Annotated in this window: 2 tRNA genes; both read left to right on the forward strand. The window is 45.2% G+C overall.

From position 1 onward, the window contains the following. The first annotated feature begins 72 nt into the window (after positions 1-72). Positions 73-149: transfer RNA gene (locus CXF72_RS00575), tRNA-Met, on the forward strand. A 44-nt stretch (positions 150-193) separates the two neighbouring features. Next, a tRNA-Met gene (locus tag CXF72_RS00580) sits at positions 194-270 on the forward strand. Positions 271-281: the final 11 nt, after the last annotated feature.

Raw genomic sequence — 281 nt, forward strand, 5'->3', positions numbered from 1 at the left:
GTAGGCTTATATCCTGCTCTCGCAACCAATTTTGACAGATAAATATTTATAAAAAGAAACACCAATATCGGACGCGAGATGGAGCAGTCTGGTAGCTCGTCGGGCTCATAACCCGAAGGTCGTAGGTTCAAATCCTGCTCTCGCAACCAATTTTGATTGATAAAGACTTAGAAAAAGTAGTACCAATATCGGACGCGAGATGGAGCAGTCTGGTAGCTCGTCGGGCTCATAACCCGAAGGTCGTAGGTTCAAATCCTGCTCTCGCAACCAACTTTGATTGA

The organism is Psychromonas sp. MB-3u-54, from assembly GCF_002836415.1.
Lineage (GTDB): Bacteria > Pseudomonadota > Gammaproteobacteria > Enterobacterales > Psychromonadaceae > Psychromonas.